At 66.3% G+C, this 25,767-nt stretch carries 26 protein-coding genes; 14 read left to right on the forward strand and 12 right to left on the reverse strand.

Translation table 11 applies throughout. The annotated features are described in order from the left end of the window. Positions 1 to 6: 6 nt before the first annotated feature. The 7 genes from maiA to pyrE are packed head-to-tail and all read right to left on the reverse strand — an operon-like array spanning position 7 to position 4,671. Complete coding sequence (gene maiA, locus NV382_RS12140; protein ID WP_260600398.1) at positions 7 to 666, reverse strand: maleylacetoacetate isomerase; 660 nt, start codon at positions 664 to 666, stop codon at positions 7 to 9. Beyond that, complete coding sequence (locus tag NV382_RS12145) at positions 666 to 1,757, reverse strand: AI-2E family transporter (RefSeq protein WP_260597003.1); 1,092 nt, start codon at positions 1,755 to 1,757, stop codon at positions 666 to 668. The genes maiA and NV382_RS12145 overlap by 1 nt, the downstream gene beginning before the upstream one ends. After that, positions 1,754 to 2,677, reverse strand: coding sequence for a signal peptidase I (gene lepB / locus NV382_RS12150; protein WP_418066690.1), 924 nt, complete (start codon positions 2,675 to 2,677; stop codon positions 1,754 to 1,756). Before lepB ends, NV382_RS12145 begins: the two co-directional genes overlap by 4 nt. After that, positions 2,674 to 3,087, reverse strand: coding sequence for a holo-ACP synthase (gene acpS / locus NV382_RS12155; protein ID WP_260597004.1), 414 nt, complete (start codon positions 3,085 to 3,087; stop codon positions 2,674 to 2,676). The genes lepB and acpS overlap by 4 nt, the downstream gene beginning before the upstream one ends. Continuing rightward, complete coding sequence (locus NV382_RS12160; protein WP_260597005.1) at positions 3,084 to 3,365, reverse strand: hypothetical protein; 282 nt, start codon at positions 3,363 to 3,365, stop codon at positions 3,084 to 3,086. Before NV382_RS12160 ends, acpS begins: the two co-directional genes overlap by 4 nt. Then, positions 3,362 to 4,090 carry a pyridoxine 5'-phosphate synthase gene (locus tag NV382_RS12165; protein WP_260597006.1) on the reverse strand — a complete coding sequence of 243 codons (729 nt, stop codon included), beginning with the start codon at positions 4,088 to 4,090 and terminating at the stop codon, positions 3,362 to 3,364. The genes NV382_RS12160 and NV382_RS12165 overlap by 4 nt, the downstream gene beginning before the upstream one ends. After that, complete coding sequence (pyrE, locus tag NV382_RS12170) at positions 4,087 to 4,671, reverse strand: orotate phosphoribosyltransferase (RefSeq protein WP_260597007.1); 585 nt, start codon at positions 4,669 to 4,671, stop codon at positions 4,087 to 4,089. The genes NV382_RS12165 and pyrE overlap by 4 nt, the downstream gene beginning before the upstream one ends. 187 nt (positions 4,672 to 4,858) lie before the next feature. On the opposite strand from pyrE, the gene coxB reads away from it, so the two are divergent. The 13 genes from coxB to NV382_RS12235 all read left to right on the forward strand — a co-directional run bounded on the left by coxB (position 4,859) and on the right by NV382_RS12235 (position 18,103). Next, positions 4,859 to 5,995, forward strand: a complete 1,137-nt coding sequence (coxB, locus tag NV382_RS12175; protein ID WP_418066691.1) for a cytochrome c oxidase subunit II — start codon at positions 4,859 to 4,861, stop codon at positions 5,993 to 5,995. 3 nt (positions 5,996 to 5,998) lie between these two features. Beyond that, entirely contained in the window at positions 5,999 to 7,678 is a 1,680-nt protein-coding gene (gene ctaD, locus NV382_RS12180) for a cytochrome c oxidase subunit I (protein ID WP_260597009.1), read from the forward strand. Between the two features lie 319 nt (positions 7,679 to 7,997). Continuing rightward, positions 7,998 to 9,440 (forward strand): amidohydrolase, encoded by a 1,443-nt coding sequence (locus NV382_RS12185; protein WP_418066692.1) that lies wholly within the window; start codon positions 7,998 to 8,000, stop codon positions 9,438 to 9,440. Continuing rightward, positions 9,437 to 10,744, forward strand: coding sequence for an amidohydrolase family protein (locus NV382_RS12190; RefSeq protein ID WP_260597010.1), 1,308 nt, complete (start codon positions 9,437 to 9,439; stop codon positions 10,742 to 10,744). Before NV382_RS12185 ends, NV382_RS12190 begins: the two co-directional genes overlap by 4 nt. Positions 10,745 to 10,931: 187 nt before the next feature. Then, on the forward strand, positions 10,932 to 11,825 hold the full coding sequence (locus NV382_RS12195; protein ID WP_260597011.1) for a heme o synthase: 894 nt from the start codon (positions 10,932 to 10,934) through the stop codon (positions 11,823 to 11,825). A gap of 5 nt (positions 11,826 to 11,830) precedes the next feature. Further along, complete coding sequence (locus NV382_RS12200) at positions 11,831 to 11,974, forward strand: hypothetical protein (protein WP_260597012.1); 144 nt, start codon at positions 11,831 to 11,833, stop codon at positions 11,972 to 11,974. Between the two features lie 62 nt (positions 11,975 to 12,036). Beyond that, positions 12,037 to 12,519, forward strand: a complete 483-nt coding sequence (locus NV382_RS12205) for a cytochrome c oxidase assembly protein (protein ID WP_260600401.1) — start codon at positions 12,037 to 12,039, stop codon at positions 12,517 to 12,519. 34 nt (positions 12,520 to 12,553) lie between these two features. Then, complete coding sequence (locus tag NV382_RS12210; protein WP_260597013.1) at positions 12,554 to 13,483, forward strand: cytochrome c oxidase subunit 3; 930 nt, start codon at positions 12,554 to 12,556, stop codon at positions 13,481 to 13,483. Further along, positions 13,483 to 13,881: a DUF983 domain-containing protein gene (locus NV382_RS12215; protein WP_260597014.1), complete on the forward strand. Its 399-nt coding sequence runs from the start codon at positions 13,483 to 13,485 to the stop codon at positions 13,879 to 13,881. The genes NV382_RS12210 and NV382_RS12215 overlap by 1 nt, the downstream gene beginning before the upstream one ends. Next, a complete protein-coding gene (locus NV382_RS12220; RefSeq protein ID WP_260597015.1) occupies positions 13,878 to 14,552 on the forward strand; it encodes an SURF1 family protein in 675 nt (224 codons plus the stop codon). Before NV382_RS12215 ends, NV382_RS12220 begins: the two co-directional genes overlap by 4 nt. Before the next feature lie 9 nt (positions 14,553 to 14,561). Next, entirely contained in the window at positions 14,562 to 15,962 is a 1,401-nt protein-coding gene (thrC, locus tag NV382_RS12225) for a threonine synthase (RefSeq protein ID WP_260597016.1), read from the forward strand. Positions 15,963 to 15,969: 7 nt separating this feature from the next. Continuing rightward, the gene (locus NV382_RS12230) at positions 15,970 to 16,839 is read left to right on the forward strand and encodes a class I SAM-dependent methyltransferase (protein WP_260597017.1); all 870 of its coding nucleotides are present in this window, start codon (positions 15,970 to 15,972) and stop codon (positions 16,837 to 16,839) included. Between the two features lie 67 nt (positions 16,840 to 16,906). After that, positions 16,907 to 18,103 (forward strand): acetyl-CoA C-acyltransferase, encoded by a 1,197-nt coding sequence (locus NV382_RS12235; RefSeq protein WP_260597018.1) that lies wholly within the window; start codon positions 16,907 to 16,909, stop codon positions 18,101 to 18,103. A 258-nt stretch (positions 18,104 to 18,361) separates the two neighbouring features. Here the strand turns inward: NV382_RS12235 and NV382_RS12240 are convergent, their stop codons facing one another. The 5 genes from NV382_RS12240 to NV382_RS12260 form a co-directional block, all read right to left on the reverse strand. Then, positions 18,362 to 18,925 carry an ArsR/SmtB family transcription factor gene (locus tag NV382_RS12240; RefSeq protein ID WP_260597019.1) on the reverse strand — a complete coding sequence of 188 codons (564 nt, stop codon included), beginning with the start codon at positions 18,923 to 18,925 and terminating at the stop codon, positions 18,362 to 18,364. A 180-nt stretch (positions 18,926 to 19,105) separates the two neighbouring features. Beyond that, entirely contained in the window at positions 19,106 to 20,479 is a 1,374-nt protein-coding gene (locus NV382_RS12245) for a dihydrolipoamide acetyltransferase family protein (RefSeq protein ID WP_260597020.1), read from the reverse strand. Positions 20,480 to 20,578: 99 nt separating this feature from the next. After that, a complete protein-coding gene (locus tag NV382_RS12250; RefSeq protein ID WP_260600402.1) occupies positions 20,579 to 21,583 on the reverse strand; it encodes an alpha-ketoacid dehydrogenase subunit beta in 1,005 nt (334 codons plus the stop codon). Between the two features lie 193 nt (positions 21,584 to 21,776). Further along, entirely contained in the window at positions 21,777 to 23,078 is a 1,302-nt protein-coding gene (locus NV382_RS12255; protein WP_260597021.1) for a 3-methyl-2-oxobutanoate dehydrogenase (2-methylpropanoyl-transferring) subunit alpha, read from the reverse strand. Between the two features lie 237 nt (positions 23,079 to 23,315). After that, positions 23,316 to 24,317: a fumarylacetoacetate hydrolase family protein gene (locus NV382_RS12260; RefSeq protein ID WP_260597022.1), complete on the reverse strand. Its 1,002-nt coding sequence runs from the start codon at positions 24,315 to 24,317 to the stop codon at positions 23,316 to 23,318. A gap of 122 nt (positions 24,318 to 24,439) precedes the next feature. Here NV382_RS12260 and NV382_RS12265 point away from each other — a divergent pair, with 122 nt between their 5' ends. Then, positions 24,440 to 25,594 carry an acyl-CoA dehydrogenase family protein gene (locus NV382_RS12265; protein ID WP_260597023.1) on the forward strand — a complete coding sequence of 385 codons (1,155 nt, stop codon included), beginning with the start codon at positions 24,440 to 24,442 and terminating at the stop codon, positions 25,592 to 25,594. Positions 25,595 to 25,767 lie beyond the last annotated feature (173 nt).

Here is a 25,767-nt window from a genome sequence, read left to right on the forward strand (position 1 = left end):
GCGCGATCAAGCGGGCCGTACGCGATCCGGATGCGCCGCGGCGATCGCTGCCACTTCGGCACAGGCCGCATCGACCGCGGCCAGTTTTGGCCAGGCGGAAACGTCCATCTCGAAGCGCCGTGCATTGTAGAGCTGCGGCACCAGGCAGACATCCGCCAGCCCCGGCGCGACCCCGCCGAGGAACGGCCCCTCGCCTGCTGCCCCGCCTGCTGCCCCGTCTGCCGCCTTGCCCGCCATCGTCTCCAGCGCATCGAGGCCGGCGCCGACCCAGTGGCGCATCCACTCTTCCTTGGCCGGCTGATCGGCGCCGAACTGGCTTTCCAGCCGCTTGAGCACGCGCAGATTGCCGATCGGGTGCACATCGGCGGCGAGGACCAGCGCCTGCGCCCGCGCCGCGGCACGCGCCAGCGGCGCGCGTGGCAGCATGGGCGGATCGGGGTAGGTCGCATCGAGATAGTCGATGATCGCCAGGCTCTGCGTCAGCATCGCGCCGTCGACCTCGAGCGTCGGCACCAGGCTTTGCGGGTTGCGCGCGCGGTTTTCCGCACCCGCTTGCTCGGCCGCCAGCAAATTCACCGGCACGCTCTCGTATGGGATGCCCTTCAGGTTGAGCACGATGCGCACGCGGTATGCGGCGGACGACCGCCAGTAATCGTACAGCCGGATCAAAGCCCCGCCGCCGCTGCCTCGGCTTCGGCGCCCGCTTCGTCGTCTTCCTCGGTGCGTTCCGAACTGCGTTCCAGCGCGACCTTGATCATCGCGGTCATCGGATCGGCCAAGGCCAGCCCCATGACGCCGAACAAGGCGCTGGCCAGGATCTGCGCGCCCAGGGTCAGTGCCGGGGGCAGATCGACCGTACGCTTGGCGACCATCGGGATCAGCACATAGCCATCGAACGTCTGCACCACGAAATAGGTGACGATCGCCCAGATGCCGGTCTCATAGCCGGCAGAGAAGCCGACCGCGACCATCAGCACGCCGCTGACGAAGGCACCGATATTCGGAATGAACGCCAGCACCCCGGTGATGATGCCGAGCAGCAGCGCCATCGGCACGCCGCCGATCGCCAGCGCGATCCACGTCAGCACGCCTTCCGCCGCCATGCCGATCAAGCGGCCGGCAAGCAGTCGGCGCATCGTCTCGCCCATGCGGCGCAGCGTGATGGCGAATTGCTGCCGGTTGTCCATCGGCACCATCCACTGCACGCCGCGCTCATAGACGCGCGGATCCATCGCCAGGAACAGGCCGATCACCATTATCATGAACAGGCTGGTCAGCGCGCCGGCTGCTGTGCCGACCCAGGAGGTTAGCTTGCCGACCGAGCCCATTGCCTGCTGCAGGATGCTGTTGAGATCGGACCGGCCGGGCATGACGCCCATTTGCGACAGCCAGCCGGTCAGGCGGTTGAACTGCATCGTCAGCGTCGATTGCAGTTCGGTCACCTGCTGCACGACCTGTACGCCGGTAAGGTAGAAGGTGCCGATCAGGAAGGCGAGGACGCTGATCACGACGATCAGCAAGCGCCAGCCACGCCCGATCTTCAGCACGCGGCCGAGCAGTCGCACGCCGCCATCGAGCATCGCGGCAAACACCAGCCCGGCAAAGATGATCAGCAGCGGCTGGATCAGCAGCACGAACAAGGCGATCGCGCAGGCAAGGCCGAGCCAGACCGTCGCCTTCTTGATTTCGTGCTTCACCACGGGGTCGCGAACCTCGTTGGGACTGGCGCCCTGGACGACGTCCACGTGCTCGCTCATGGTTTGGTTTCCTCCGGGTGCAATGATGTACCCGCGCGGCCCGACCGTAAAGACCCCCACCAGGTCAGCGGGTTCCACGTCGCATCGCCATCGAGCGAGAAAGTGATGAACTCGGCGCGCCCACCGACATATTCCCACGGCACTGCGCCGCCCAGGCCAAGCTCGGGCGCACCGAGCGGGAAGCGGCTGTCGGAGCTGCGATCGCGATTGTCGCCCATCAGGAAGACATGCCCCGCCGGCAGCGTGATCGGCCCGTAATTGTCACCCTGGCTCCAGCCGAGTTCGACCGTGTCGTAGCGCCGGCCGTTGGGCAGCGTCTCGGTGACCAGCGGCAGGCGGCAGATCTGCCCGCCATCGGCGCTCTGCTCCAGCGCGCCGGGATAATCGGCGCAGGTCGCATTGGCATCGACCGGAATGATCTTGTCGTGCACCGGCCCGCGCTGCACCGCCTTGCCGTTGATATACAGCACGCCGCCGCGCACCTGCAGCCGATCGCCGGGCAGGCCGATCAGCCGCTTGATGTAATCGGTGTTGCGGCCCGGCGGCGTGACGATCACGACGTCGCCGCGTTCGGGCATGTGGCCGAACAGCCGCCCCTTGGTGAACGGCAATTGCACGCCCCAGCTTTCCTCCGGCTGGTGCAGCACCAGGCTGCGGAAGATCGCCACCGGATTGGGGATGGTCGGCGAGATGAACGACCAGCCATAGGGATATTTGGTCACCACCAGCCGATCACCGACCATCAGGCCGGGCAGCATCGATTCCGACGGGATGTAGAAGGGCTTGGCGATGAAGCTGTGGAAGCCGAGCACCGCCAGCACCAGCCAGAAGATGCCCTTCACTTCTTCCCACCAGGCCGATTTGGGTGCCGGCGCCTTGGCCGCACGCATCGTGTCCATTGCCGTGGTGTCGGCTGTCATGCTGGATCCTGTCCCGGAATGGCCTCGATAATCACGAAGGCCTGCGCCCAGGGATGATCGTCGGTCATCGTCAAATGTACGCGGGCGCCGTGGCCCTCGGGGATCAGCGCGTCAAGCCTCGCCTTGGCGCCGCCGGTCAGCAACAGCGTCGGCGCGCCGGAAGGGGCGTTGACCACGCTGATATCCTTCATGAAAACGCCGCGCTTGAAACCCGTGCCGACCGCCTTGGAAAAGGCCTCCTTGGCGGCGAAACGCTTGGCCAGGGTGCCGGCCTTGGTGAACGGGCGGCGGTCGCCCTTGGCACGTTCGGTGTCGGTGAACACGCGTTGCTCGAAACGCTCGCCGAAGCGGTCGAGCGATGCCTGGATGCGCTCGATGTTGCAGAGATCGGAGCCGAGACCGATGATCATCGCAATACCCAAGACCAGAACCCCGCCAGGGCCACAGCGCCGACGATGGCGGCAAAGAGCGCCAGACCGCTTAAGCGGCGGACTGCTGCCCAGATCGACCCGGACGAAAACGCGATCGAAATACCGAGCGGCCAGAACTCTTGGGCGAGGTCGCCGAATGACGGCGCCGACTTGCCCAGGCTCGACGCTAGCATCAGCAACATGCCGCTGATGATCGACAATGTCAGGACCATCCCCGCCGAACCCATCGCGACAGCGCGACCGGCGACACTGCTCACCGCGCCACGTCCATCGCTTGGCGCATCTGCCGCACCGCCTGGCCAAGCCCGACGAACAGCGCCTCGCCGACCAGGAAATGCCCGATGTTGAGTTCCCGCACCTGCGGGATCGCCGCTATCGCCGCGACATTGTCATAGGTCAGGCCGTGCCCGGCATGCACTTCGATGCCGTTCTTGGCGGCCAGTGCCGCGGCATCGGTCAACCGCCGCAGTTCGACCGTGCGCGCTTCGCCGTCCAGTTCGGCATAGCGCCCGGTGTGTAGTTCGACGACGGGGGCGCCGAGCCTGAGCGCCGCGTCGATCTGCCGGGCGTCCGGCTCGATGAACAACGAGACGCGGATATTGGCGTTGCGCAGTTCCGCGACCAAAGGCGCGAGCCGGTTATGCTGGCCAGCGGCATCCAGGCCGCCCTCGGTGGTCAGTTCCTCACGCTTCTCCGGCACGATGCACGCGGCGTGCGGCCGGTGGCGGAGCGCGATGCCGAGCATCTCGTCGGTCGCGGCCATTTCCAGGTTGAGCGGAATGGTCAGTTGGTCGGACAGCCGGGCAATGTCCTCATCGGTGATGTGCCGGCGATCCTCGCGCAGGTGCGCGGTGATGCCGTCCGCGCCGGCCTCGGCGGCCATCAGTGCGGCGCGTACCGGATCGGGATAGCCCGCCCCGCGCGCGTTGCGCACCGTGGCGACGTGATCGATGTTCACGCCCAGGCGGAGCAGATCGCTCATGCCGCCGCCCGGCTGCCCGGCTTGATCGCGGGGATGGCCTGCAATTCGGGCGGCAAGGCGTCGGCGGCGTAGGTCGGCACGTCGAGCCGGATCAGCGGGTAGAACGGCACGCCGAGATCGGCCACGCCGTTGGAGCGATCGACCAACGCGCCTGCCGCCACGGTCTCGCCGCCGGCGCGCGCGATCGCGGCGATCGCCTCGCGCGAGCTGAGGCCGGTGGTGACGACATCCTCCATCATGAACACGCGCGCGCCGGGTTCCAGCCGGAAGCCGCGACGGAGCTCGAACACGCCTTCGGGGCGCTCCAGGAACATCGCCTCGACGCCCAGTGCGCGTGCCATTTCGTGCCCGGCGATCACCCCGCCCATGGCGGGCGATACCACCGCCTGAATCGCGCCGCGCACGTCATCGGGCAGACGCGCGGCCAGCGCCTCGGCCAGGCGGCTCCCGCGCGCCGGATCCATCAACACGCGCGCGCACTGCAGGTAGCGCGACGAGCGCAGCCCCGAGGACAGGATGAAATGTCCCTCGAGCAGCGCATCGGCGCTGCGGAACTCGGCCAGAACCTCGTCTTCGGTCATGCGCGGAAACGTCCTTTCAGTTCGCCGCCAAATAGAGCGGTCTTGCACCTAAGTACAACGGGATGGGCAAAAAACGCGCCGCACGCCTTGAGGGATAGGTGGGTCGCGCGTATAGCCCCGGGTCAAACGGCGGATTCCCGCCCACTTGCTGCCCAAAGGCGGCGCGACGCCAGGGGTAACGACGACGATGCGTATGACGGGGTTCAAATCGATCGCGATCGCAGCCGGCCTGCTGATGGCCGGTGCCGGTTACGCCGCCACGCCGCCTGTTGCACCGGCGATCACCGCGCCTGCCCTGACCACGGTCGCGCCGGCACCGGCTGCCGCTGCTCCAGCCGCTGCTCCGGCCTCGAACAATCCCGCACTGGCACAGGACGGCGCCTACAAGATCGCGCCCACGCCGGGCATCGGCATGCCGGTCGACGGCAGCATCGGCATCCAGCCGCAGGTCACCAAGAACGGCCAGCGCGCGCACAGCTTCCACGACAATATCCTGATCCCGGTGATCACCGTGGTGTCGCTGCTGGTGCTCGCGTTGCTGTTCTGGGTAGTCCTGCGCTATCGCCGTGCGGCCCACCCGGTCGCCTCCAAGACGAGCCACAACACGGTCATCGAGGTGATCTGGACGCTGGCGCCGGTCGTCATCCTGGTGCTGCTCGCGGTGCCGTCGATCGGCCTGCTGCAGGCGCAGTTCAAGCCCGCGCCCGCCAATGCGATCACGCTGAAGGCGATCGGCAACCAATGGTATTGGTCCTATCAATATCCCGACAATGGCGGCTTCGAAGTCACCGCCAACATGCTGAAGGAAAAGGACCAGGCCGCCCCCGGCGAGCGCGTCCGCACCGATGCCGACGGCCCGCGACTGCTCGCTACCGACAATCGCATCGTGCTGCCGGTCGGTGTGCCGATCCGCCTGATCACCACCGCCAACGACGTGATCCACAGCTGGGCGGTCCCCGCCTTCTGGATCAAGCTCGACGCCATTCCCGGCCGCCTGAACGAGACGAGCTTCACGATCGAGCGGCCTGGCGTGTATTTCGGCCAATGTTCGGAGCTGTGCGGCGCGCGGCACAATTACATGCCGATCGCGGTCGAGGCCGTGCCGCTGGCGCAGTATAACGCCTGGGTGATCGCCAAGGGCGGCAGCGTGAAGGGGGCAGCGCCCTCGACCGCGCCCGCCGCGCTTGCCCCGGCCGCTGCCGGTGCTGCCGCAGCGCCGGCCAGCAACACCACGGGCCCGGCCGACAACACGACCGTCATCACTCCCCCTGCAACGACTCAAGGTGCCACGGGCAATCCCGCCGGCGCCGGCACCGGACAGTAAGCCATGACCGATATCGCCCTAAACCCGACCGCGCAACCGTCCGCGTTCCAGGCGCATGCCGACGCGCATGATCACGCCCATGACGCCGATCACAAGCCGAGCTTCTTCGCGCGTTGGTTCATGTCGACCAACCACAAGGACATCGGCACGCTCTACCTGATCTTCGCGATCTGCGCGGGGATTATCGGTGGCGCCGTATCGGGCCTGATGCGTGCCGAGCTGGCCGAGCCGCACATCCAGTATCTCGGTTACTGGGCGTCGTTCCTGCATGGCGGCACCGTCAGCCTCGATGAGTCGCTGCACCTGTGGAACGTGATGGTCACGGCGCACGGCCTGATCATGGTGTTCTTCATGGTCATGCCGGCGATGATCGGGGGCTTTGGCAACTGGTTCGTGCCGATCATGATCGGCGCGCCGGACATGGCGTTCCCGCGCATGAACAACGTGTCGTTCTGGCTGCTCGTGCCGGCCTTCACGCTGCTGCTCGCCTCGCCCTTCTTCGGCGGCGCTGGAAATGGCTGGACGCTGTACGCGCCGCTATCGACTTATGGTGAGCCGGGGCCGTCGACCGACATGGCGATCCTGGCGCTGCATCTGGCCGGCGCATCGTCGATCCTGGGGGCGATCAACTTCATCACCACGATCTTCAACATGCGCGCCCCCGGCATGACGCTGCACAAGATGCCGCTGTTCGTGTGGTCGGTGCTGGTCACCGCGTTCCTGCTGCTGCTGGCGCTGCCGGTGCTGGCGGCCGCCATCACCATGCTGCTGACGGATCGTAACTTCGGCACCACTTTCTTCGATCCGGCGGGCGGCGGCGATCCCGTGCTGTACCAGCATCTGTTCTGGTTCTTCGGCCATCCCGAAGTGTACATCATGATCCTGCCGGGCTTCGGCATCGTCAGCCAGATCATCTCGACCTTCTCCAAGAAGCCGGTGTTCGGCTATCTCGGCATGGCCTACGCGATGGTCGCGATCGGCGTGGTCGGCTTCGTCGTGTGGGCGCACCACATGTTCACGACGGGCCTCAGCGTAAACACCAAGATGTACTTCACCGCCGCGACGATGGTCATCGCGGTGCCGACCGGCATCAAGATCTTCTCGTGGATCGCGACGATGTGGGGCGGATCGATGAGCTTCAAGACCCCGATGGTCTGGGCGATCGGCTTCATCTTCATGTTCACCGTCGGCGGCGTGACCGGTGTCGTGCTCGCCAATGGCGGCGTCGACGATTACATGCAGGACACGTACTACGTGGTGGCGCACTTCCACTACGTGCTGTCGCTGGGTGCCGTCTTCTCGCTGTTCGCTGGCTTCTATTACTGGTTCCCGAAGATGTCCGGCCGGATGTACAACGAGTTCCTGGGCCAAGCGCACTTCTGGGTGTTCTTCATCGGCGTGAATGTGATGTTCTTCCCGATGCACTTCCTGGGGCTGCAGAGCCAGCCGCGCCGCATGCCCGACTATACCGATGGTCTGGCGCACTGGAACTGGGTCGCCAGCGTCGGCTACATGATCATGGCGGCGGGCATGCTGATCTTCTTCGTCAACCTGTTCTGGTCGCTATTCGCGGGCAAGAAGGTCGGCGACAATCCTTGGGGCGAAGGCGCCACGACGCTGGAATGGACCCTGTCCTCGCCACCGCCGTACCATCAGTTCGAGACCCTGCCGCGGATCGACTGAGCCGGAGCGAGGCGAACGGCCGGCCAGCCCCGCTATCGCCGGGACTGACGATGCGGGGTTCCCCCCGCATCACGCCAACCAAGAAACGAAAGCGCCCCGATGGAAGTCGGGGCGTTTTTCGTTGTGGGACGGCCGTGTCCCCGGCGGGGGCGGGGGCCCAGTCGCGAAGGTGGATGTAACGGACGCTGCGCTACACCGCGTCTGTGCCGCGACTGGCCCCGGCCTTCGCCGGGAAATAAGAATTGGTGATACGGTGCAGCAAGCGCTTGAACCGGAAGCGACCTAGCCCTTAGACTGCGGCAAAACGGGGGCTGCCAAGATGAACCACAAGACCATGATCCGCGGCCTGACGGCGGCCGCGAGCGCGCTGGCGCTGGCCGCATGCGCGACGGACTCTACGCCGCCGCAGGGCGCCTCCTCTAAGGCACCCCGCGACAAGCAGGCGGCGAGCGGCGCCGGCCACGGCTATGCGCACGATCCCTATCCCAGCACCTATCACGTCTATCCCGGCGCCCCCACGCTGGTGCGCAACGTCACCATTTATGACGGCGAAGGCGGCCGCATCGACGGCGGCAGCGTGCTGTTCGCCGACGGCAAGATCCTCGCGCTCGGCCAGACACTCGATGCGCCCGCCGGCGCTACGGTGATCGACGGCACCGGCAAATGGGTCACGCCCGGCGTGATCGACATCCACAGCCATCTCGGCGATTATCCGAGCCCCCAGGTGCAGGCGCATTCCGACGGCAACGAGGCGACCAGCCCGGTCACCGCCGATGTCTGGGCGGAACACAGCGTCTGGCCGCAGGATCCGGGTTTCGGGCGGGCGCTCGCCAATGGCGGCGTCACCACGCTGCAGATCCTGCCGGGATCGGCCAATCTGTTCGGCGGCCGATCGGTCGTGCTGAAGAACGTCTATGCCCGCACCGTGCAGGCGATGAAGTTCCCCGGCGCCCCGTACGGCCTGAAGATGGCATGCGGCGAGAACCCCAAGCGCGTCTATGGCAGCCGCAACACCAAGCCTTCGACGCGGATGGGCAATATCGCGGTCGATCGTGCGACTTGGGCGCAGGCCGTCGCCTACAAGCGCAAGTGGGACAAATACGAGAAGGACGGCGGGGACGCCCCCGAACGCAACATCGCTATGGATACGCTGCGCGGCGTGCTGGAGGGCGAGATCCTGGTGCAGAACCATTGCTACCGCGCCGACGAGATGGCCATCGTCATGGATATGGCCAAGGAGTTCGGCTACCACGTCACCGCGTTCCACCACGCGGTGGAGGCGTACAAGATCGCCGATATCCTGAAGGCCAACAATACCTGCGCCGCGGTGTGGGCGGATTGGTACGGCTTCAAGATGGAGAGCTTCGACGGCATCGGCGAGAACCTCGCCTTGCTGCAAAAGGCCGGCGCCTGCGGCATGATCCATTCGGATGACGAGAACGGCATCCAGCGGCTCAACCAGGAAGTGGCCAAGGCGCAGGCCTCCGGGCGGCGCGCCGGGATCGACATTCCGGATGCGCAGGCCTGGGAATGGCTGAGCATCAACCCGGCCCGGGCGCTCGGCATCGCCGATCGCACGGGCAGCCTGAAGCCCGGCAAGATGGCGGACGTGGTGCTGTGGAACGGCAATCCGCTGAGCGTCTACACGCGGCCGGAAAAGGTCTGGATCGATGGCGCCTTGCTCTACGATGCGACCAACCCGCGGCTTCGCCCGGTGTCCGACTTCGAACTAGGCCAGCCGGGATCGGGAGACGTGAAATGAAGGCCCTGTTCCTCTCGCTCACCGCGCTCGGCGCCGCGCTTGCCGCGCCGGTGAGTGCACAGACCGTTGCCATCACCGGCGGCACCGTGGCGATCGGTGACGGTTCGCAGCCGATCGAGCGCGGCACCGTGGTGATGCGCGACGGCCGCATCGTCGCGGCAGGCGCCGGCATTGCCGTACCGGCGGGTGCGACGGTGATCGACGCCACCGGCAAGTGGGTCGCGGCGGGCATGGTCGCCGGCTTCACCAATCTGGGGCTGGTCGATGCCGAGGGCGTCAGCGAGAGCAACGATGCCAGCGCCAGCACCTCGCCGTTCAACGCCTCGATCGACATCGCGCCGGCGATCAACCCGCAGGCGGTGGAGATCGGCAACGAACGCGCCGGGGGGATCACGCGCGCGATCGTGTCGCCTTCGACCGGCCAGTCGATCTTTGCCGGGCGTGGTGCGGTGATCGATCTCGGCGCCGATGCTAATCCGATCACCCGCGCACGCGCTTTCCAATATGTCGAGCTTGGTGAGGACGGCGCGCAGGAAGCCGGCGGCAGCCGCCCGGCGGCCTATGCCATGCTGCACGATGCGCTGGCGCAGGCGCAGGATTATCGGCGCAACCCGGCGGCCTTCGGCGGACGAGAGAAAGAATCGCTGTTGAAGCGCGCCGACGCACAGGCATTGCTGCCGGTGCTCGACGGCACGATGCCGCTGTTCGTCCATGTCGAGCGCGCCAGCGACATCCGCTCGGTACTGGCGCTCAAGCAGCAATATCCGGCGCTCAAGCTGGTGCTGGTCGGGGTCCGCGAAGGCTGGATGGTGGCGCCCGAGATCGCCGCGGCCCGCGTCGGCGTCATCGCCGCGGCCTTGGCCGATCTGCCGGCAAGCTTCGAGGCGCTGGGCGCGACCGAGTCGAACGTCGGCCGGATGACCGCGGCGGGCGTGCCCGTGGCGATTTCGACCGTCGGCGCCAACACGGCGCCCGGCGAGCATGTGCTGAAGCAATATGCCGGGAATCTGGTGGCGATCGCGCGCGTGCCGGGTGCCACTGGGCTGAATTGGGGCCAGGCTTTCGCGACCGTCTCGTCCAGGCCGGCACAGGCGCTGGGCATGGACGGGGAGATCGGCTCGCTGCGCCCCGGCCGCCGTGCCGATGTGGTGATCTGGGACGGCGACCCGCTCGAACTCTCCTCTGCGCCGCTCGCCGTCTATATCGATGGCCTGGCGCAGCCGATGCGCTCGCGCCAGATCGAGCTGCGCGATCGCTATAGCGTACCGCAGGAAGGCGCGTTGCCGAAGGCGTATAGCCGGTAGCGCCCTCATACCTCCCCGGCGAGCGCCGGGGTCCAGTCGCGGACCAGAAGGTGACGGGCGCAGCGTGCCGTTACTCGAACCTTCCCCACTGGACCCCGGCGTTCGCCGGGGAAGAAAAGGGGGCAGGTGACGAACGGATCGCCTGCCCTTTCCCCAACGCTTCCATAGGCCTATAGCCGCGGCAACCATGGCCGCTGCGACTCTCCCCCTCCCCGCCGACTGGCGCGATTTCCTTGCGCTGACCAAGCCGCGCGTGATGACGCTGGTGGTGTTCACCGGGCTGTGCGGCATGCTCGCCGCGCCGGTGCTGATCGATCCCGTGCTCGGCTTCACCGCCATCCTGTGCATTGCCCTGGGCGCGGGTGCGGCTGGGGCACTCAACCAATGGTATGAGGCCGATCTCGACGCCAAGATGAAGCGCACGCAGGGCCGCCCGCTCCCCGCCGGTCGGATGGAGCGCGGTTCGGCGCTGCATTTCGGGGTCGGCTTGGGCGTCTTCTCGGTGTTGCTGATGGGGCTGGCGCTCAACCTCGTCGCCGCCGCGATCCTGGCGGTGTCGATCCTGTTCTACGTCTTGGTCTACACCGTCTGGCTGAAGCGCCGCACGCCGCAGAACATCGTCATCGGCGGTGCCGCGGGGGCATTCCCGCCGCTGATCGGCTGGGCGGCGGCGACCGGCGATGTCGCGACGCTGCCGATCCTGCTGTTTGCATTGGTGTTCCTGTGGACGCCGCCGCATTTCTGGGCGCTCGCCTTGTTCATGAAGACGGATTACGCCGCCGCCGGCGTGCCGATGCTGCCGGTCGTATCGGGCGAGCGCACCACGCGGACGCAGATCGGGCTCTACACGATCCCGATGGCGGTTGCCGCCCTTGCCCCCTGGGCGCTGGGGCTCAGCGGTGCGATCTATGGCTGGACGGTGGCGATCACCACCGCCGTGTTCGCCGGCATGGCGTTGCAGGTCGCTACCCGCACGACGCAGGCGAACGATGCCATGCGACCGGAAAAGCGCCTGTTCGCTTATTCGATCCTCTATCTCTTCATTCTGTTCGGCGCGCTCGTTGCCGACCGCTGGATCTGACGCACATGCAAGACCCGACCCCGAACGACGACATGATCCGCGCCCGCCAGCGCTCGCGCGCGCTCGTCATGGGGCTGATCCTCGGCGCCTTCGTCATCCTGGTGTTCGCGATCACGATCAGCAAGATCAGGGCGGGAATGCCGCATTGACGACCGCGCCTCTGCCTCGGACGGGGCGCACCGCCTTCTTCCTGGTGCTCGGCATCTGCTTCATGACCGGGCTCGCCTGGGCCAGCGTGCCGCTATACCGCATGTTCTGCCAGGCGACCGGCCTGAACGGCACGACGCAGCGCGGGACCGAGGCGCCAGGCGCCGTCGATGGCAAGATGCGGATCGATTTTGACACCAACGTCAGCGCCAAGCTGCCCTGGAAGTTCGCCCCCGAAAACCCGTCCGAGACGGTCGATATCGGCGCACGCGACATGGTGTTCTTTACCGCCACCAACACCAGCACCAAGCCAGTCACCGGCACCGCGACGTTCAACGTCACGCCGGCCCAGGCGGGCAAGTATTTCACCAAGATCCAGTGCTTCTGCTTCACGCAGCAGACGCTGCAGCCCGGTGAGACCGCGCGCATGCCGGTGATCTTCTTCGTCGATCCCAAGATCATGGCCGACGACGACGCCAAGGACATCAGGACGATCACGCTCAGCTACACGTTTTACCCGGTGGATTCCGGCAAGACGGCAAGCTAGAGCGATCCAAACAGCCTGAAATAGGGGACCGACGATGGCCGGCGCCAAGAACCACGATTACCACATCCTTCCGCCCAGCGTGTGGCCGCTGGTCGGCTCCATGTCGGCGCTGGTCATGGCGGTCGGCGGCATCATGTGGATGCACGGCGGCCACACCGGGGCGCAGAACGCCAATGGCGGCGGCTGGATCTTCTTCGCGGGTCTCGCAGGCGTGCTGTTCACGATGTATTCGTGGTGGGCCGACGTCGTGCGCGAGGCACGCCACGGCGATCACACGCCGGTGGTGCAGTTGCACCTGCGCTACGGCATGATCCTGTTCATCGCCTCGGAAGTCATGTTCTTCGTCGGCTGGTTCTGGGCGTTCTTCGATTTCTCGCTGTTTCCCGCCCCCGTCGAACTGCTCGACGGCGTGCCCGGGCTGATCACCAATGCCGCGGCCGGTGCCGCGACCTGGCCGCCCAAGGGCCTCGAAGTCATCAATGCCTTCGAATTCCCCCTGCTCAACACGCTGATCCTGCTGACCTCGGGCACGACCGTGACCTGGGCGCACCATGCGCTGATCCATGGCCAGCGTGGCGGGGAGAAGACCGGGGCCTGGGGCCTGTTGGGTGTCGGCAACCGCGATGGCGTGCTCAAGGGCCTGTGGCTGACGATCATCCTGGGTGTGCTGTTCAGCTCGATCCAGGCGTATGAGTATGCGCACGCGCCGTTCCCGTTCAAGGGCATCAACTATGGTGCCTCCTTCTTCATGGCGACCGGCTTCCACGGTTTCCACGTGCTGATCGGCACGATCTTCCTGACCGTCTGCCTGGTGCGCGCCTATAAGGGCGATTTCACGCCGAGGCAGCATTTCGGCTTCGAGGCAGCCGCCTGGTACTGGCACTTCGTCGACGTGGTCTGGTTGTTCCTGTTCGTGACGATCTATGTCTGGGGCGGCTGGGGCGCACCCGTCCACGCCGGTTGATGGAGCCTGAGCGGGCAGCGGCGGATGCGCCAACGCCCGCGCAGGTGGCACTGGGCGGGCTATGCCCGCGCTGCGGGGCCAAGACGCTGTTCGCCGGCATGGCGCGATTCGCGCCGAGTTGCAGCCAGTGCGGGCTCGATTTCAGCAGCTTCAATGTCGGCGATGGCCCGGCCGCCTTCCTGACGCTGATCCTGGGTACGATCGTGACGGCGGCGGCGATCGCGCTGGAGCTGACGCTGCATCCGCCGCTCTGGCTGCACATGCTGATCTGGATACCGGTCACGGCGGCCGGCGTCGTGCTGATGCTGCGCGCCGCCAAGGGTGCGCTGATCGCCGCCGAATACCGCAACGCCGCGCGGCAGGGCCGCATCGTCGCCGACGAGGACACCGATACGTGAAGCGCGCCCCCATCGTCGCGACGATCGTCGTCGTGCTGGCCATTGCGATCATGATCGGCTTGGGTTTCTGGCAGCTGCAGCGTCGATCCGAGAAGGAAGCGCTGCTGGCGCAATATGCCGCCAACATCGTCCTGCCGCCGATCGCCTTTCCCCAGAATCCCGTCGGCGACACATTGCTGTTCCGCAAGGCGGTGGCGACATGCCTCGAGCCCACTGCCTGGCACGAGCGATCCGGCCGCAACGCCCAGGGGAATACCGGCTGGCGCCAGATTGCGCAGTGCCGCGCCGGTGCCGCAGGATCGGCGATGACCGTGCAGGTCGGCCTCTCTGCCCAGCCGCGGGGTACGCCCGACTGGAAGGGTGGCAGGGTCAGCGGCTACATCACGCACGCGCCGGACGATCAGCCATTGATCCTGGCGCTGATCGGCATGGCGCACCCCAAGACGCTGATGCTGGTGACGGACGCCCCCGCGCCCGGCCTGTCCGCCAACCCGGCGCCAGATCTGTCGGCCGTGCCCAACAATCACTTGGCCTATGCGGTACAATGGTTCATCTTCGCCGCGCTGGCCGGGATCTTCTATACGGTAGCGGTGCGCCACCGCTTGAAAGCGACCCCTGCCGTCACCGTCGTACCCAGGCGCGAGGTTGCCGACACGCCGCCCGGCCGCTAGTCGCAGATGATGCGCTACATCAGTACCCGCGGCACGGCGCCGATCCTCGACTTCCAGGCGGTCACGCTGACCGGCCTTGCCAGCGATGGCGGGCTGTACATGCCCGAAAGCTGGCCGACGCTGTCGACCGAGCAGATCGCGAAGATGCGGGGGATGTCCTATGTCGATACCGCGGTCGAGGTGATGGCGCCGTTCGTCGAGGGCACGCTGACGCGCGACGACCTGCGCACGCTGTGCACCGAGGCTTATGGCCGCTTCAGCCATGCCGCGGTCACGCCGCTGGTGCAGCTCGACGGCACGCATTGGTTGCTCGAGCTGTTCCACGGTCCGACACTGGCGTTTAAGGACGTGGCGCTGCAATTGCTTGGGCTGCTGTTCGAGCGCTTCCTGTCGGGCACGAACAAGCACCTGACCGTGGTCGGCGCAACCTCCGGCGATACCGGCTCGGCGGCGATCGATGCGCTGGCGGGCCGCGCCGGCGTGGATGTGTTCATGCTCCACCCCAAGGGCCGCGTGTCCGACGTGCAGCGGCGGCAGATGACCACGGTGCTCGCGCCCAACATCCACAACATCGCGCTGGAAGGCGCCAGCTTCGACGATTGCCAGGCGCTGGTGAAGGCGATGTTCAACTCGCGCGATTTTGCCGGCCGCTTCGCGCTGTCGGCGGTCAATTCGATCAACTGGGCGCGGTTGATGGCGCAGGTGGTATATTATTTCTACGCCGCCGTCCGCCTGGGGGCGCCGGAGCGGCCGGTTGCCTTTTCCGTGCCGACGGGGAATTTCGGCGACGTGTTCGCCGGCTATGTCGCGGCCAAGATGGGGCTGCCGATCGCCAAGCTGATCGTCGCCACCAACGTCAACGACATCCTGCACCGGGCGCTGTCGCAGGGCGATTATTCGCAAGGTACCGTCATCCCGACGCCAGCGCCGTCAATGGACATCCAGGTGTCGAGCAACTTCGAGCGGCTGCTGTTCGATCTCGGCGGCCGGGACGGCAATGCCCTCGCTGCGCAGATGCACGGCTTCGAAGCGAGCAAGGCGATGCGGTTAACCAACGCGCAGCGCGACGGCGGGGCGAGCCTGCTGCACAGCGACCGGATCGACCTGGACGACATGGCGCTGGCGATGCGCTGGGCCTGCGACGGCACGGGACAGGTGATCGACCCGCATACGGCGATCGCGCTGGCGGCGGCGCGGCGGGCCGAGCTGGGCGACATGCCGATCGTGACGCTGGCGACCGCGCATCCCGCCAAGTTCGGCGACGCGGTGGAGCGTGCGACGGGCATGCGGCCGGCATTGCCGGCGCGGATCGGGGACCTGTTCGACCGCGAGGAACGCTATGCCAGCCTGCCCGGCACGTTCGAGGCAGTGACCGGCTATATCGCCGAGCGCGCAGTTCCGTCCGCCTGAGGCCGTCATGGAATTGAAGACCCTTATCGGCGAACCCTGGGCGGATTACGGCCTGATCGACTCGGGCCATGGCCGCAAGCTCGAGCGCTATGGCCGCTTCCGCTTCATTCGGCCGGAGGCACAGGCGCTGTGGGCACCGGCCTCGGCCGAGTGGAAGGCGCATGGCGAGTTCCTGCCCGGATCGGACGAGGATGGCGGCGGACGCTGGGAGTTCCAACAGCCGGTGCCGCGCGAAGGCTGGCCGCTGACATGGGACGACGTTACCTTCACCGCGCACAACACGCCGTTCCGCCATCTCGGCTTCTTCCCCGACATGGCACCGGTTTGGTCCTGGATGCGCGAACAGGTCGCCGATCTGGCGGAGCCGGAATGCATGAACCTGTTCGGCTATACCGGCGTGGGCACGCTGGCCATGGCCGGGCAAGGTGCGCGGATGGTGCATGTCGATGCCTCCAAGAAGTCGGTCGAGGCGGCCCGCGCCAATGCGTTGCTGTCGGGCATGGCGGACAGGCCGATCCGCTGGATGACCGACGATGCGACCAAGTTCGTTGCGCGCGAAGTGCGGCGCGGGCGGCGCTATGACGGGATCTTGATGGACCCGCCCAAATATGGTCGCGGACCGGACGGCGAAGTGTGGAAGCTGGAGGAAGGGCTGCCCGGCCTGATCGCCGACGCGGCCAAATTGCTCGATAACGAGTCGCGCTTCCTGTTCCTGACCGTTTATGCGGTGCGCATGTCGGCACTGGCGATCGGCGAATTGCTGCGCCAGGCACTGAGCGGGCTGGGCGGCACGGTCGAGGCGGGGGAACTTGCGGTGCGGGAGGAAGCGCGCGGGCTGCTGCTGCCGACCGCGATCTGGGCGCGCTGGAGCCGATAACCGTCTTTCCAAACGGGCGGCCTGAGCATAAGCATGGGCCATACCCGTTTATCGAAAGGCCCAGTGCATGCGTGAAGCCGCGATCGTCGCCACCGCCCGTACGCCGATCGGCAAGGCGTATCGCGGGGCGTTCAACGCCACCGAGGCGCCGGTGCTTGCGGCGCATGTGATGAACGCCGCGGTCGAGCGCGCCGGGATCGATCCGGCGCGGATCGACGAGATCTTCTGGGGCGTGGGCGGGCAATATGGCACGCAGGGCGGCAATGCCGGGCGCATGGCAGTGTTCGCCGCCGGGCTGCCGCAGAGCGTGCCCGCCTTCACGCTGGACCGGAAGTGCGGCTCGGGCCTGACCGCCGTCGCGCTCGCAGCCCGCTCGATCATCTGCGACGAAATGGACGTGGCGCTGGCCGGCGGGATGGAGTCGATCAGCCTGACCGTCACCAAGGAGGCGCCGCGCTTCGTCAACCAGTCCGTCACCGCGCGTGAGCCGGCGGCGTACATCCCGATGATCGAGACGGCGGAGATCGTCGCCGAGCGGTACGGCATCAGCCGCGAGGCGCAGGATGCCTATGGTGCGCAGAGCCAACAACGTGCGGTCGCCGGGTTGAAGGCGGGGGCGTTCGCCGAGGAAGTCGCGCCGATCACCGTGGAAAAGGCGTTGTTCGACAAGGCCAGTACCCGCACCGGCAGCGAGACGGTGACGCTCTCGCAGGACGAGGGCATTCGCGACGGCACCACGGCAGAGGGGCTGGCAGGCCTGAAAACGGTATGGCCGGGCGGGGAATTCAGCGGGCCGGGGAGCAGCATCACCGCGGGCAATGCCAGCCAATTGTCGGACGGCGCATCGGCGCAGATCGTAATGGACCGCCGCACCGCGGAAGCCGAGGGCAAGGACATCCTTGGCATCTATCGCGGTTTCCAGGCCGCGGGCTGCGCGCCGGACGAGATGGGCATCGGGCCGGTGTTCGCGATCCCCAAATTGCTCGCGCGCGCCGGGCTGTCGGTCGCGGATATCGGCTTGTGGGAGTTGAACGAAGCGTTCGCCTCGCAATGCCTGTATTGCCGCGATCATCTCGGCATCGATCCGGACAAGTATAACGTCAATGGAGGCGCGATCGCGGTCGGCCATCCGTTCGGCATGACCGGGTCGCGGCTGGTGGGGCATGCGCTGATCGAGGGGCGCAAGCGCGGCGTGCGCTATGTCGTGGTGTCGATGTGCACCGCAGGCGGGATGGGCGCGGCGGGCTTGTTCGAGATCGCGTAGCGCGAGAATTAGCGTAGCTAAATCGAGCTTCAAGCTACGCGATCGGCCGACGGCGCCGTAGCGCCGGTCGACGGCGCGGCTATGCCGCGGCGTGTTCTGGCTGTCCGTACTTCGTTGCGATTCTTGCTTCCTGCCATGGGCGGGCGAGAAGAAGCTGGATCCCCGCTTTCGCGGGGATGACGAAGAAGGTGGGGATGACGAAGACGGTGGAGATGACAGGGCTGGGGGCGGTGACAGGCGCGACAGGGCTGGCATCGATCAGGGCGCATCGGGCACCCCGCTCCAGCAGCCTTGCCAGCGGCCGAGCGCCAGGTGGGCGTCGCGTAGCGGGGCGGGACGGAGGGAGCAGAGCTGTTGCCGTCCAACACGGCGGCGCTCGATCAGGCCGGCGCGTTCGAGCATCTTGACGTGCTTGGCGGCGGCGGCGAAGCTCATCGCGTGCGGCCGGGCAAGCGCGCCGATGCTGTGTTCGCCCTGCCGCAGCATGATCAGCATCACGTAGCGGGAGGGATCGGCGAGCGCGGCGAAGGTGGCGTTCAGACCTTCAACCCACTGGTCGAACGTCAGCGCCGCGACATGGGCGTTCAACCGATCGGTTGAGGGTTCCGGCGGATTTGCGCGGATTTCTGCGCCAATGTTGAGACTGTTGTGGTTGGAAGCTGTTTTTCCGCCCTCGTTCAACCCGCTGGTTGAACGTGTCGCGGCCTGAGCGTCGGCCGGCAGCTGGTCGGGGCGACGGCGCTCCTCCGGCTGCAGTGACGAGCGATGGCCGGCGGCGACCCAGGCGGCGAGCGCCGGCGATACGTTCTTGCTTCGTTCCATGGGCCCACGATATGCCGAGTGTCGGCTTGTAGGACAGCGTTTTTTGGCGGGCCTGGAATGGTAAGGATTCTGGACTGATCACTCCGTTCGTGTGGCGCGCCGTCGAGCACCTGCGCTTCGCTGGGTGTCTCGACTGCGCTCGACACGAACGGAGAGGGAGGCATCCTCCGTCAGCGCGCTCTAATTGGCGAACAGCAGGACTGGCGTTTCGAGATACTTCTTCAGCTCCTGCACGAAGCTTGCCGCATCCCAGCCATCGACGACGCGGTGGTCGCAGCTGATCGACAGGTTCATGAGCTTGGCGCGGATGATGTCGTCGCCGCGGAAGATCGGGCGCTCGACGATCTTGTTGGGGCCGATGATCGCGACTTCAGGACGGTTGATCACGGGCGTGGTGGCGACGCCGCCCAGCGGCCCGAGCGAGGTGACGGTCAACGTCGAGCCGCTGAGTTCGGCGCTGGTCGCCTTGCCGGTGCGGGCAGCCTCGGCCAGGCGGCCGATTTCGGTGGCGAGCTGCCAGACGTTGCGGTCCTGCGCGTCGCGGATCACCGGCACCATCAGGCCGGCATCGGTCTGCGTCGCCATGCCGAGATGGATGGCGCCGTGGCGGGTGACCACGCCAGCCTCGTCGTCATAGCGCGCGTTGATCATCGGGAAGGCGGGGATCGCCTTGCAGATCGCGACGATCATCAGCGGGAGCATGGTGAGCTTGGGCCTTTGCCCACGATTGGCGTTGAGATCGGCGCGCATGTCCTCGAGTGCGGTGACGTCAATCTCGTCGACATAAGTGAAATGCGGGATCGCGCGCTTGGCCGCGGCCATGTTCTCGGCGATGCGGCGGCGCATGCCGATGACCTTGACCGCCTCGTCCGCGCGCGTGTTGCTGGCATGAGGGGCCTGGTATCCCTGGCCCTGGCCGTAGCGGAGGAAGGCGTCGAGATCGGCGTGGCGGACGCGATCGGAGTCGGTCTTTACGTGCGCGAGATCGATGCCGAGGTCCGCCGCGCGGGCGCGGACGGCGGGGGAGGCGAGGGCGTGGGTTTTCGGTGGCGCACTCTCCTCCGTTCGTCCCGAGCTTGTCGAAGGACGTGTCGAGGGTGTTGCGCCGGGGGCAGGTGCTTCGACAGGCTCAGCACGAACGGGGTCGGGCGATGACGCGGGAGCCAGGCTCGAGGTAACGACTTCCTCCACCCCCGGATTTTCCGCTTCGTACTGCTCCGCCACTTCGCGTTGCTCGCTGCTCAGCGGGACGGCCTTTACCTCGTCGGTGACCGGGCCGAGCGCGGGCGCTTCGGCGGCGGAGAACTCTGCCGCTTCGGTCTCGATCACCACCAGAGCGGCGCCGATCGACACCTGGTCGCCGACCTCCCCGGCCAGTTCGACGATCGTGCCCGATACGGGCGATTCCATCTCGACCGTGGCCTTGTCGGTCATCATGTCGGCGAGTTGCTGGTCCTCCTCGACGCGGTCACCGATCGCGACGTGCCAGGCGACGATTTCCGCCTCGGAAATGCCTTCGCCGATGTCGGGGAGCTTGAAGGTGAAGCGTGCCATTACCAGAAATCCGTCCGTTTCGAGCGAAGTCGAGAAACATGGAGCCGCGTTCGTGTCTCGACTTCGCTCGACACGAACGGGGGTGGATGGCCCACCAGCCTAGTCCTTCATCAATTTCTTGAGCGCCTCGCCGATGCGGACGGGGCCCGGGAAATAGGCCCATTCCAGGCTGTGCGGATAGGGCGTGTCGAAGCCGGTGACGCGCTCGATCGGCGCTTCGAGATGATAGAAGCAGCGTTCCTGCACGATCGCCGACAGCTCGGCGCCAAAACCGCTGGTGCGGGTCGCTTCGTGCACGATCATGCAGCGCCCGGTCTTCTTCACCGATGCCTCGATCGTGTCGATGTCGAGCGGCACCAAGGTGCGCAGATCGATGATCTCGGCATCGATCCCCGCTTCGGCGACGGTCGCGGTCGCGACATGCACCATCGTGCCATAAGCGAGGATGGTCAGCGCCTCGCCCGGGCGGACCACCTTGGCCTTGCCGAGTTCGACCTTGTAATAGCCGGTCGGCACCTCGCCTGCGGGATGCTTCGACCAATTCTGCGCCGGACGATCCCAATAGCCGTCGAACGGGCCGTTATAGATGCGCTTGGGTTCGAAGAAGATCGTCGGATCATTGTCTTCGATCGCCGCGATCAGCAGGCCCTTGGCGTCGTATGGGGTCGAGGGGATCACCGTCTTCACGCCCGAGACGTGGGTGAAGATGCCCTCCGGGCTCTGGCTGTGCGTCTGGCCGCCGAAGATGCCGCCGCCGAAGGGCGAACGCACCGTCATCGGCGCGGTGAATTCACCGGCCGAGCGATAGCGCAAGCGCGCCGCTTCCGAGACGAGCTGGTCGAGCGCGGGGTAGATGTAATCGGCGAACTGGATCTCGGGCACTGGGCGCAGGCCATAGGCGCCCATGCCGACGGCGACGCCGATGATGCCGAGCTCGCTGATCGGCGTGTCGAACACGCGCTGCTTGCCGTATTTCTGCTGCAGCCCGGCGGTGGCGCGGAACACGCCGCCGAAATAGCCGACATCCTCGCCCATGACGATCACGTCGGGATCGCGCGCCATCATCACGTCCATCGCCGAATTGATCGCCTGGATCATGTTCATGCGGGTGGTGGGTTGGTCTTCGCCTTCGGCCGCTTCCTGCCGGACCGTGTTCGCTGTCACGTCACTCACCCAACATACTCCGTCATTCCCGCGCAGGCGGGAATCCATACGCGTATCGCATCGATCGAGCCGCAACCGCCGAGATGATGGATCCCCGCCTGCGCGGGGAAGACGGCGGAGCGCAAGGACCGCATCACTTGCGCGCCCATGGGCGGCCGCTGGCGGTTTCTTCGGCGACCATCTGCGCCTGCTGTTCGCGCAGGTGCCAAGGCATGTCCTCGAACACGCCGTCGAACAGGGTGTCGAGCGGCTGATGCAGGCCGTGGCCGAGAATGCCGTTCTGTTCGGCTTCCTTTTGCGCGCGCTTCACCTCGTCGGCGAGTTCCTTGTCCTGCGCGGCGTGGCGTTCCTCGTCCCACTCGCCGATCGCGATCAGATGGTCCTTGAGGCGCTTGATCGGATCGCCGAGCGGCCAGGCATTGGGCTCGCCTTCGCTGCGATACTGGCCGGGATCGTCAGAGGTGGAGTGGCCTTCGGCGCGATAGGTGAAATGCTCGATCAGCGTCGGTCCCTGGTTGGTGCGTGCGCGCTCCGCCGCCCAGGCGGTGGCGGCATAGACGGCGAGCGCATCGTTGCCGTCGACGCGCAGGCCGGCAATGCCATAGCCGACCGCACGCGCCGCGAAGGTGGTCGATTCGGCGCCGGCGAAGCCCGAAAAGCTCGAGATCGCCCATTGATTGTTGACGACGTTCAGGATCACCGGCGCGCGGTATACGCTGGCAAAGGTGCAGGCGGAGTGGAAGTCGCCTTCCGCGGTCGAACCCTCGCCGCACCAGGTGGCGGCAATGCGCGTGTCGCCCTTGGCGGCGCTGGCCATCGCCCAACCCACGGCCTGGGGATATTGCGTGGTGAGGTTGCCGGAGATCGAGAAGAAGCCGGCTTCCTTGACCGAATACATGATCGGCAATTGCTTGCCCTGCAGGCGATCGGCGGTGTTGGAATAGATCTGGTTCATCATGTCGACCATCGACCAGCCGCGCGCGATCAGCAGGCCCTGCTGGCGGTAGGATGGGAAACACATGTCGTCATAATCGAGCGCATAGGCGGCGGGAACGGCGACGGCCTCCTCGCCGGTGCACTTCATGTAGAAGCTGGTCTTGCCCTGGCGCTGCGCGCGGAACATGCGCTCATCAAAGGCGCGCACTAGTGCCATGCTGCGCAATATGTTGCGCAGCGTATCGGGCGCGAGCCGCGGGTTCCACGGGCCGACCGCCTGGCCGTCCTCGTCCAGCACGCGGACCAGTTGATAGGCGAGATCGGTGAACGTGCTCGCTTTGTCGGCGATGTCGGGGCGGCGCGTCTCGCCGGCGGGCGGCACGTGTACTTCGCTGAAGTCGACCGCGTCGCCCGGCCGGAACTTCGGCTCGGGCACGTAGAGCGACAATGGCTGCAGGTTGGCGCGCGCTGACGTGCCGCGCTCTGGGTCGCTGGCCATGAAATCTCCAAAATATCCGCTTGCTTGAACGCGCGGACTCACTGTGCGGCCCTTGTTATAAAATTTCAACGGCAATGGCGAGGGGGTGATTGGTGCCCTTGTTCCTCCCCGGCACGGGGAGGTGGCATGCGAAGCATGACGGAGGGGGATCTCCGTTAGCGCGGCGTTTGCGGATAGCCCCCTCCACCATTCGGCTAAGAAGCCGAACGGTCCCCCTCCCCGTTCCGGGGAGGATAGTTACTCCACCGTTTGTTCGATCACGCCGAAGATCGGGTGGTGGCGATCGTCCTCGGCCCAGATCCGTACCGTGTCGCCGGCCTTCAGGAACGGGGTCACGGCCTGGCCGCTCGTGATCGTTTCCACCGTGCGCACTTCGGCGAGGCAGGAATAGCCGACGCCGCCATCGGCGATCGGCTTGCCCGGGCCGCCATCGGCATCGCGGTTGGAGACGGTGCCCGACCCGATGATCGTGCCCGCGCCCAGCTTCCGCGTCTTGGCGGCGTGCGCGATCAGCGTGCCGAAATCGAACGTCATGTCCTCGCCCGCCTCGGCGCGGCCGAACGGCTGGCCGTTGAGATCGACCATCAGCTTGCGGTGCAATTTGCCGTCCCGCCACCACTCGCCCAGCACATCGGGGGTGACGAACACCGGCGAGAAGGCGCTGGCCGGCTTGGACTGGAAGAAGCCGAAGCCCTTGGCCAGTTCGCCGGGGATGAGGTTGCGCAAGCTGACGTCGTTGGTGAGGCCGACCAGGCGTACCGCGCCCAGCGCCTGATCGCGCGTCGCGCCCAGCGGGACGTCGCCGGTGACGACCACCACTTCCGCCTCGAGATCGGCGCCCCAGCTTTCGTCGGCGAGGGGGATCGGATCGCGTGGCCCCAAGAAGCCGTCGCTGCCGCCCTGGTACATCAACGGATCGTGCCAGAAGGTCTCCGGCATCTCCGCCGCGCGCGCCTGCCGCACCAGGGCGACATGGTTCACATAGGCCGAGCCGTCGGCCCATTGATAGGCGCGCGGCAAGGGTGCCGCGGCGTCATGTTCATGGAAGCGGCGCATCGGGATCATCTCGTGTTCGAGATCGGTCGCCAGATTCTGCAGGTCCGGCAGCAGCCGATCCCAATCGTCGAGCGCCGCCTGCAGCGTGGGCACGATATGGGTGGCATCGGCGTACCAGGCGAGATCGGTCGACACGACGACGAGACATCCGTCGCGCCCGGATTTGAGGCTGGCCAGTTTCATGCGCTCTCCTTCGTTTCGCCCAAGCATACCCCCCTCGCCCGATGAGTCGAGCGCAACCCGCTTGACGGCGACGATAGCCGTCCGCACACCGGCGAAAACAGTTGCAAGAGAGGACCTATCCCATGTCGCTCGACAGCGTGTCCGGCCGCTTCGCTTACGGCGAGGATCACGAGGCGTTCCGCCAGACGGTGCGCAGCTTCCTGCAGAAGGAAGGCGTACCGCACGTGAACGCCTGGGAAGAGGCGCGGCTGGTGCCGAAGGATTTCTGGCGCAAGGCAGGCGAGATCGGGATGCTGTGCCCGACCGTGCCCGAGGCCTATGGCGGGCTGGGCCTGGATTTCGGCTATAATGCGATCGTCGACGAGGAGATGGCGTATAACGGCGTGCCGGCCGGCTTCTCGCTGCAATCCGATATCGTCGCCGGCTATATCGAGCATTACGGCAGCGAAGAGCAAAAGGCCGAGTGGCTGCCCAGGATGGTGTCGGGCGAGGTGATCACGGCGATCGCGATGACCGAGCCGGGCACGGGATCGGACCTGCAGGCGATCCGCACCTCGGCCAGGAAAGACGGCAACCATTACGTCATCAACGGTTCGAAGACGTATATTACCAACGGCCAGAATACCGATCTGACGCTCGTCGTCGCCAAGACCGATCCCGACGCCAAGCCGGCGTGGAAGGGCATGTCGATCATCCTGGTGGAAAGCGACCGCGATGGATTCAAGAAGGGGCGCAAGCTCGACAAGATCGGGCAGGATGCGGCCGACACCAGCGAGCTGTTCTTCGAAGACGTACGCGTGCCGATCACCAATTGCCTGGGCGAGGAGGGCAAGGGCTTCATCTACCTGATGAGCCAATTGCCGCAGGAGCGACTCAGCATCGCGGTGTCGGTGCAGGCTTCGGCGCAGAAGGCGTTCGACGAAACGGTGGAGTTCACCAAGACGCGCAAAGCCTTTGCCGGGATGGTGTTCGATTTCCAGAACACGCGCTTCGTGCTCGCCGACCTCAAGGCCAAGTTGCAGGTCGGCTGGGCGCATCTCGACTGGGCGATCACGCGGCACCTGAAGGGCGAACTGACCAACGAGGAGGGTGCCGCCGCCAAGCTGTGGCATACCGACCTGCAATGGGAAGTGATGGATGCGTGCCTGCAGCTGCATGGCGGCGCCGGATACATGAACGAATATCCGATCGCCCGGGCGTGGCGCGCAGCGCGGGTGACGCGGATCTTCGGCGGCACCAACGAGATCATGAAGGAATTAATCGGGCGCTCGTTGTAGAAAGCGGTGCTGCTCGGTGACTGGCGCGACGCACAGAGCGACGTCACCCTGGACCTGTTCCGGGGTCCACTGCTCCGCGCGCTCGGCAAACATTGAGTATGCGGAACGGTGGACCCCGGAACAAGTCCGGGGTGACGGATAGTGTGGGTAGGACTGGCCGATCCTGCGACATG

The organism is Sphingomonas endolithica (assembly GCF_025231525.1).
Lineage (GTDB): Bacteria > Pseudomonadota > Alphaproteobacteria > Sphingomonadales > Sphingomonadaceae > Sphingomonas > Sphingomonas endolithica.